Source organism: Vibrio mexicanus, from assembly GCF_001012815.1.
Classification (GTDB): domain Bacteria; phylum Pseudomonadota; class Gammaproteobacteria; order Enterobacterales; family Vibrionaceae; genus Vibrio; species Vibrio mexicanus.
In genome coordinates, this window is the sequence record NZ_JYJP01000038.1 from 1 (window position 1) to 7,918 (window position 7,918).

General features: G+C 46.7%; 5 protein-coding genes and 2 pseudogenes. 6 read left to right on the plus strand and 1 reads right to left on the minus strand.

Annotated features, from left to right (window positions below; all coding sequences use genetic code 11):
* Positions 1 to 51 precede the first annotated feature (51 nt).
* Positions 52 to 2,103: pseudogene (locus tag UA76_RS06550) on the minus strand (alpha-amylase).
* 193 nt (positions 2,104 to 2,296) lie between these two features.
* On the opposite strand from UA76_RS06550, the gene UA76_RS06555 reads away from it, so the two are divergent.
* The 6 genes and pseudogenes from UA76_RS06555 (at position 2,297) to UA76_RS06580 (ending at position 7,806) form a co-directional block, all read left to right on the plus strand.
* On the plus strand, positions 2,297 to 2,842 hold the full coding sequence (locus tag UA76_RS06555) for a hypothetical protein (protein ID WP_047044183.1): 546 nt from the start codon (positions 2,297 to 2,299) through the stop codon (positions 2,840 to 2,842).
* 162 nt (positions 2,843 to 3,004) lie between these two features.
* Complete coding sequence (locus UA76_RS06560) at positions 3,005 to 3,913, plus strand: aldo/keto reductase (protein ID WP_047044185.1); 909 nt, start codon at positions 3,005 to 3,007, stop codon at positions 3,911 to 3,913.
* Between the two features lie 513 nt (positions 3,914 to 4,426).
* The gene (locus UA76_RS06565; protein ID WP_047044187.1) at positions 4,427 to 5,104 is read left to right on the plus strand and encodes a hypothetical protein; all 678 of its coding nucleotides are present in this window, start codon (positions 4,427 to 4,429) and stop codon (positions 5,102 to 5,104) included.
* Between the two features lie 9 nt (positions 5,105 to 5,113).
* The gene (locus UA76_RS06570; protein WP_047044189.1) at positions 5,114 to 5,797 is read left to right on the plus strand and encodes an ABC transporter ATP-binding protein; all 684 of its coding nucleotides are present in this window, start codon (positions 5,114 to 5,116) and stop codon (positions 5,795 to 5,797) included.
* Positions 5,785 to 7,044, plus strand: coding sequence for an ABC transporter permease (locus tag UA76_RS06575; RefSeq protein ID WP_047044191.1), 1,260 nt, complete (start codon positions 5,785 to 5,787; stop codon positions 7,042 to 7,044). Before UA76_RS06570 ends, UA76_RS06575 begins: the two co-directional genes overlap by 13 nt.
* Positions 7,037 to 7,806: pseudogene (locus UA76_RS06580) on the plus strand (outer membrane lipoprotein-sorting protein). The gene UA76_RS06575 and the pseudogene UA76_RS06580 overlap by 8 nt, the downstream one beginning before the upstream one ends.
* The last annotated feature ends 112 nt before the right edge of the window (positions 7,807 to 7,918 follow it).

Below are 7,918 nucleotides of genomic sequence, written 5' to 3' on the forward strand. Positions count from 1 at the left end.
GCCGTTAAGGAGCCTTTTTTATGGCATTTAGTTTGAAATATGGAAACGACTCTATTTTCCTACAAAGGCGACCACGACTTTGTCTCTGTCAAATGTTCTTGAGAATACATAGTGCTTCTCTTGAGGAATCTCCTGATGTTGACCGGCGCCAATCGCTGGGTGGCGTTGGCGGAACTGTCCTAACGTTTGCCAGTGTTCGAGCAATTTCTCTCGCGGCTCATCAAGCGCCCAAATCATGTCAGAGCGAGTACCTTGGTGAAAATCGTCTGCGTATGGACCTATCTCGCGAGCCACCTCGTCACCGTAATAAACTTGAATTGCACCCGGAGTCAGCAGCAATGCGTTAGCTGCATTTCTTTGCATTTCGAATGAGCTAAAGCGGCTAAAGAATAGCTCGGTATCATGGGAAGAAATATAGCTGACGGGGTTGAAGTCAGGAGACTGGCCAATTGAATCTGAATAATCTTGATAGGTTGAGGCCATTTGGCTGAAACACGTTGCCCCCTTATCAATCTTTTTCTGCATATCAAAGTTAATCAGGCATCAAATCCATCATCATAGTATGGGCTGCGGTAGCTTGATGGCCCCAAACTTCTCCCATCATCCAAAACGGTTGTGGATCTTTGCCTTGTGCTTCTCGCCATGAGTTTAAGCTCTTTGTTGCTTCTTGTTTCAAGCGACGCCAAACCTTACCTTCAACATGCTTGACCGTATCAACGCGGAAACCATCGACACCAAAACGCTTAACCCAATCAGTTTGCCATTCAATCAGATAGTCCGACACCGTGTAATTTTCACGAGCTTCGACGCGAGTATTCGGGTTCTCGAGCAACCATTGTGGTGGTGTTACATACTGACCGGATTCGGTCTTAAAATCGGGCAGGCCTGCTAGCGTCATTAACGTCGCGCTTGAACCCGGTTTATCATAGCCAGGTAGCCCAGCACGCACCCAATCCGGCCCCCACCAGTTTTGCCACTGCTCGTGTTGATAATCGATACTCTCATTGAAGCTATGCCATGATTGGTCTGCTTTGGGCGCCCAGAGAGCCCATTTTTCTGGCATATTTTCCGTGTCAACAACTTGAATATTGTCGAACTGTAAGTCGGCTAGTGTGCTGTACCCAGAATGGTTGACCACCGCGTCTAGTAGGATGCGAATACCTCGTTTGTGAGCCTCTACCACTAATGTTCTTAAATCTTCTTCATTGCCAAAGTTTTCATCGATCTTGGTGAAATCACGAGTCCAGTAACCATGATAAGCATAGAATGGGAATGAACCGCTAGAGCCGCCACCCACAAATCCGTGAATCTGCTCTACGATTGGCGATAGCAAATGGCGTCAGTACCCAAGCTTTGAATGTAGTCAAGCTTTTCGATAATGCCTTTAAGATCGCCGCCGTGAAAGGTACCAATTTCATCTTTCCCGTCTTTCTGACGGCCGTAGCTTTGGTCGTTGCTTGAGTCGGCGTTGTTGTAGCGATCGACCATAACGAAGTAGATATTGGCGTTACGGTAGTTAAATTCAGGTTCTCTATCGTGGGAGTCAGCAGGTTCGAGCAGAACTAACCCTCCACTATTTTCTGAAGGCGTCAAAGAGACTTGTTGATTACGAACCGTGACCTCCTGCCGCGAGAAGGCCTCAATAAGTTGCGTTCCCTCTGCAAAGGTATCTCCAAGCGCTAACGTGACCTCTCCACCCTGATAGGACTCGCAAGTTACGTTCGGTATTGGTCGTTTAAAGGTGCTCTTCTCTGATTTTTTAGTCTGCCTTTCAATGGTGAGCGTATTCTCATCTTGATTGAAGGCAAAAGCATAGTCGCCCGTGAAGCGAATCTTTAGCGGCAGGATGGTCTCGGCGCTGCAATTAAGTGCAATTGGCTTGCGAAACTTTACTCTGTCGTGAGTGAAGCTCTCGCATTGCCCATCAATACCGTTGATGCGAACTTCATATTCATCTTTCGCAAGAGGCACAACAAGGGGCTCACTCGCGTTCAAAGGAAAGTTGCGACTGTTGGTTGTGGTGGATATGGATATTTGAGGGCTTGCCCACGCGGCTATGCTGCAGGAAGCCAACACAAGGGTCGTTATTGTATTGAGTTTCACGTTCAGTCCTTAGAATTATAATTATCCACAATTAATCTAAAACGAATGATTCAGCGAAGCATCCTACTTGCTCCTACGCCCCAGTTTGCGCACTGACTCATCCGTTAATAGATCCGCCAAGCTTCCAAAGGGGGATTGTTGAATTGGCACTTTTTGTACAAACTGATGGGATAGGGCAGAGCGTGGGGTATTGATGAGGAAATTACTAATAGCAGTCAGCTTAATTTGGCCGACGATTAGCCTAGCAAGTACGCAAGAAGTGTTGGATTATTTCCATCAACGCGGGGCAGAAAATACGAAACTCGTGTTATCAAGCGATTGGTTTGACTGTAGTGAAGAAGATTCAGTCAAAGTGTTTTGTTTAGACGCGTTTAAATACTATCAGCAAGATACCTTTGCCATGGTTGAATTTGCTAGCGCCAAGCCGTACAAACTAACGTTGTTTAGTGACTTTTCCCATAGCAGCTACAGTCAGTTACTTCTTAATCTACGTAGAGATGGTTATGAACTGGCGAGTGTGACTCGATTTAACAAGACCTTCAATGTGAAAGACCAGAGTGCGAATTACTCGCCCGAAGAATTAGATAAAGCGGTGATTGAGTTCGTTAATCAAGGTGGCGCGTCTGTCGAAACCCGAATGGTATGGAAACTCGATTCTGATCTTAAAAGCTCAGTTGCTACGTTTAACAGTAATGGCAGGCAGATAGAGCTAAGTTTTATTCTCCATGAGAAAAGCTAACGTAGCCTGAGAAACTCAGCGAAGCTATCTGCCCCGAGGTTACCGAATGTGCTCCATCGCCCAATTTTAGGTGATTTAACACTGCTTTTAATAAGGTCTTGTTGTGCATTCTGGCAAATCTACATAGTCTGAGCTCAGTTTTATTTAGAGGAGAGAAATAATATGGTCGATAAAGTTACCATCGCACCTCAAGGCCCAGAGTTCTCTGAACTCGTTCAAGGGTATTGGCGTTTAGCGGATTGGGGAATGACTCCTCAAGAGCGACTGACCTTCCTTAAAAAACACATCGAACTTGGTGTTACCACAGTCGATCATGCCGATATTTATGGCGGCTATGAATGTGAAAAACTGTTTGGTGAAGCGTTAGCCTTGGATAAGAGCCTGCGCAGCGAAATTCAGATAGTGACTAAATGCGATATCAACCTGTGCACGCCGAAGAATCCGGATCGTAAAATTAATCACTACGACACTAGCGCTTCTCACATTTACCAATCAGTAAATAACTCTCTTGAACGTCTGGGTGTGGATGATATTGATCTTCTATTGATTCATCGTCCCGATGTCCTTATGGATGCCGACGAAGTGGCAGAAGCGTTTTCAGAGCTGCATAAAGTAGGCAAAGTGAAGCATTTTGGCGTTTCAAACTTTACGCCGCGTCAGTTTGAGCTGCTTCAGTCTCGTGTGAGCAAAAGCTTGGTGACTAACCAGGTTGAGATTAACCCACTTAACTTCGAAGTGGCGCATGACGGCACCCTAGATCAGCTACAGATGTTAAGAGCTCGCCCAATGGCTTGGTCGTGCTTAGCAGGTGGCGAAATCTTTGCCGGCCAAACTGAGCAGGCTAAACGTGTACGCGAAGAACTTGAACTGATTCGCCAAGAAGTGGGTGCACAGTCTATTGATCAGGTGATCTTTGCTTGGATTCGCCGTTTACCATCCAATCCGTTACCGATTATCGGTTCAGGTAAGATTGACCGCGTTAAGGCTGCCGTTGATTCATTGGGTATTGAGCTAACCCGCGAGCAATGGTACCGAGTTTGGGTCGCTTCTAAAGGTCACGGTGTGCCATAAGCTTATCTATAATCGAACTCCCAAGAGCCAGTATTATGCTGGCTCTTTTTGTATTCATCGTTCAGTTTTTCTCTGGGAATCTCTTTAACCATTCGCACCAATTATGTTCCGTTTGCATCCAATCTGATCCATTAACGCCACATTCTAACCGTTCAATCCAGATAACAACCGTTCATCGCATTGCCCTACATGGGCGATGAAACCTCGTTAACTTAATAGCGTATACCCAAGTGACTTCAAGATGCAGGATTCAGAGCGTTGTCACGGGTTCAAGTTCAAGGCAAATGACGCAGCGGAATAACGAGTTCTTTCCAAGTCATTTAACGCAGAAATTGAACCCGTGACACGCTCCCGAAGGGCGAGTTTGCCTAGCCTGCATACTTTGTTAACGATTCTCAATTTAGAACCACTAGATTGTCGAATCGTTGCCGCGTTTGCAAACTAGGCAATGCTCGCTGAACCACGCATCTTGAGGCTACTTGGGTATAAAATTTGAACCACGAGGGAACGAACATGGAACACACATCTATAGCTGCGCGAATCTTGCGTAGCACAAGGCTCAATGTAAGCACAGCAATCGCAGCGGGGCTGTTAAGCATCTCGAGCGTCTATGCTGCACCAAGCGAAGCGCTTATTGAACAATATAATCAGGCGGCAATGGGCGATGAAGACCAGGTTGAGTTTGTGATTGAAAAATTGAAGAGCCAGATGGACAGCCAAGGGGCAGATGCATTGAGTATGGTGTATCTGGGTAGTACACAAACCATGATGGGGCGCGATGCTTACATGCCTTGGAATAAAATGAAGTACACAGAGCAAGGGCTTGCGACCATCGCTAAAGGTCTGTCTTTGATCTCTGAAGGTTCACTTGTTAATGACCAAGAGGTAAGACAAGGCCTACCTGCATCTCACTTAGCAACGGCAATTGCTGCATCTACCTACACATCATTGCCTGACATGTTTAATCACTTCGAGCGTGGTTACGATCTTTTCCTAGACCTACTTGCTGACCCTGAGTTTCAGCAGCAGCCATTCCCAGCATCTTCTTGGGTTTACTTCTATGCCATTGAGGCAGCGATTCGTGCGGAAGACTTGAAACAAGCTAATCAATGGCTTGAAGTAATGACGCGAAATGACGACACCGACCCAATGACGACTCAAGCTAGAGCCATTATTGCAGATGCAGCTTAAGGAGGCATTATGTTGGTATTCAATCAAATTGAAAAAACCTATCGATTAGGTAATCAGCAGGTTAGAGCACTAGCTGGCGTGAGTGGTGAAATAGCGAAGGGCGAGATGGTTGCATTGTGTGGCCCGTCAGGCTCTGGCAAAAGTACACTATTGAATATATTAGGTTTGTTGGACCAAGCCTATCTTGGGCAAGTGACACTGAATGGCACGCCATACCCAACAGATGCAATACAAGCGGCGAAACTGCGTCGAACTCAGCTTGGATTTGTGTTCCAGCGCTTTAATTTAGTTCCAGTGATGACAGCGTTAGAAAATGTTTGCTACCCCTTAATGCTCAATGGTTACAGCGCCAAAGAACAGCAAAAGCGAGCCACAGAAATCTTGGCGAAGGTGGGTTTGAGCGACTACCTGGATCACAAGCCAGACAATCTATCGGGTGGGCAGCAGCAACGGGTGGCAATCGCTCGAGCATTGGTCCACAAGCCGCAACTTGTGGTGGCTGATGAACCAACTGCAAGCCTAGACAGCCATACCGCTAATGTTGTTATTGAGCTGATGAAAACCTTAGGCCATGAAATGAGAACTACGTTCGTTGTGGCAACTCACGACCAGCGTATGGCAAGCCAGTGTGACCGCACCATCAACCTAATTGATGGTGAATTGTCCTCGGAGGAGTTGAGATGGGCAAGTTAATTCCAAACGCATATCGAATCGCGCATCTAAATTTGCAGCGAAATGGGCGACGCAGTCTGTTATCCATTTTAATCATTGCTATCGCGGTGTTTGCGCTAACCAGTGCAGGTGGGTTTGGATTGTATACCTATGAATCATTAAAAGAGTCGACCGCTCGTGATACGGGGCATTTGACCTTAAGTCAGCCGGGGTTCTTCGAGAAAGATGAAGAGGTGCCGCTTGCGAACGGGATCAGTGACGCAGACGAGATAACCAAGCAACTATTAACGAACGATAGCGTGCGTGGTGTCCAACCAAGAATTGAGTTCTCGGGGCTTGTGTCCAATGGAATGAAGTCGACCATCTTCGTTGCAACGGGTGTCAATGAGCGAGAGTTCGATATGAAAGGGCCTTTCTTAGACGTTCGCGAAGGTAAGACACTTTCTAACATTCAATCACCTCGCTATGACGCCGGTGAACCTGAAGTCATGTTGGGTGTGGACTTAGCGAGAAACCTTAACGTGGGGATCGGAGATTGGGTAACGCTACTGGCGACGACCAGTGACGGGGCGTTGAACGCGGTGGACTTTAAAGTTCGAGGCATTTACTCAACGGGTGTGCCTGAGCTTGATAAGCGTCAGCTCTATTTGCACATTACCTCTGCCCAAGACCTATTGGCGAGCGATCGAGTCAGTACGCTGTCGGTGTTCTTGTTTGATACTCATCACACAGCAGCAACCCAGCAGTGGGTCGAGACTAAACTCAACAACATGATTTTAGCGCAGGATATCGAGATTACACCTTGGCAAGATCGTGCGTTTTTCTATGTCAAAGTAAAGAATCTGTATGACCGCATTTTCGGCATCATGGGAGCAGTAATGGCATTAGTCGTGTTTGTTGCGTTGTTCAACACAATGACCATGTCGGTGACGGAGCGTACTCGCGAAATTGGCACACTTTCGGCACTTGGAACTTATCCAAAAGAGGTGATTTCAGGGTTTATGCGAGAAGCGGCTTTGCTTGCCCTGTTTGGCTCGCTAATTGGTGCAATTTTTACCGCAGCAGCATCTGTGTTCTTGATGGTATTCGAAGTGCAAATGCCACCACCCCCGGGTCGAACCGAAAGCTATCCACTCAGCATCTACTTCTCACCGGAGTTAGTTATTTATGCTGGGCTAGGAGTTGCCATCATTTGTATCTTTGCAGCTTGGCTGTCTGCAAGAAAAGGCGTGAATAAACCAATTACAGAGGCTTTAATCTATGTTTAAGCAATTACTAACAACGTCCATCGCTGCCGCTGCGCTTTTCTCTTCCATCAGCTTTGCTGCTAACCCAGATGTGACAGCAATGATCAAAAATGCAGATAACTATCGTCTGGATGAAAGTTCGGCCAAAGTCGTATCGGAAGTTAAGCTCTATCAAAACGGTGAGTTAGACAAAACTCGTCAATACCATGTCTACACACGTCCAGACCGCGAATCTTTGGTGTTGTTTAAATCGCAAGTTGAAGCTGGCCAAAAGATGTTGATGCTGGGCGACAACTATTGGTTGTTAATGCCTAAGAGCCGCCGTCCAATCCGTATTACACCGATGCAGAAATTGCTTGGAGAGGCATCGGTTGGCGACATTTCCACATTGACATGGAGTGAAGACTACCAAGGCGAATGGGTTGGAGAGACGCAAGTTGAAATTGCAAACAGCGACTTAGCACCTATTACTGCAAACCAGCTCAAGTTGATTGCAAAAACGGGGGCGCGAGTTATCAGGCCATTGATTTATGGCTTGATGCAAGTAACGATTTTCCAATCAAAGCGGATCTTTACCTTCGCTCCGGCAAGCTTGCTAAACAAGCTTGGTTTACCGAAGGGGACCGTTCAGGTCAAAAGCGTGTGGTGGAAATGACTTTGCTCGATCAAATTCAACCAGCGAAAAAGACCGTGATTGAATATCAAGATGTTCAACCTATGGCTTTGGATGACAAGTACTACAACCCTGCGTACTTAAGCCGTAATTCGGATCTGGAGCTATAGATGGCGCGAGCGTGGTGGTTAGGTTTGTTCGCGTTGCCACTCAGCACGGCAAGCGCTGAAACGCTGCAGGCTGAGTGGGATTGGGTGGTGAGTTTGGAATCTGCCATACTCG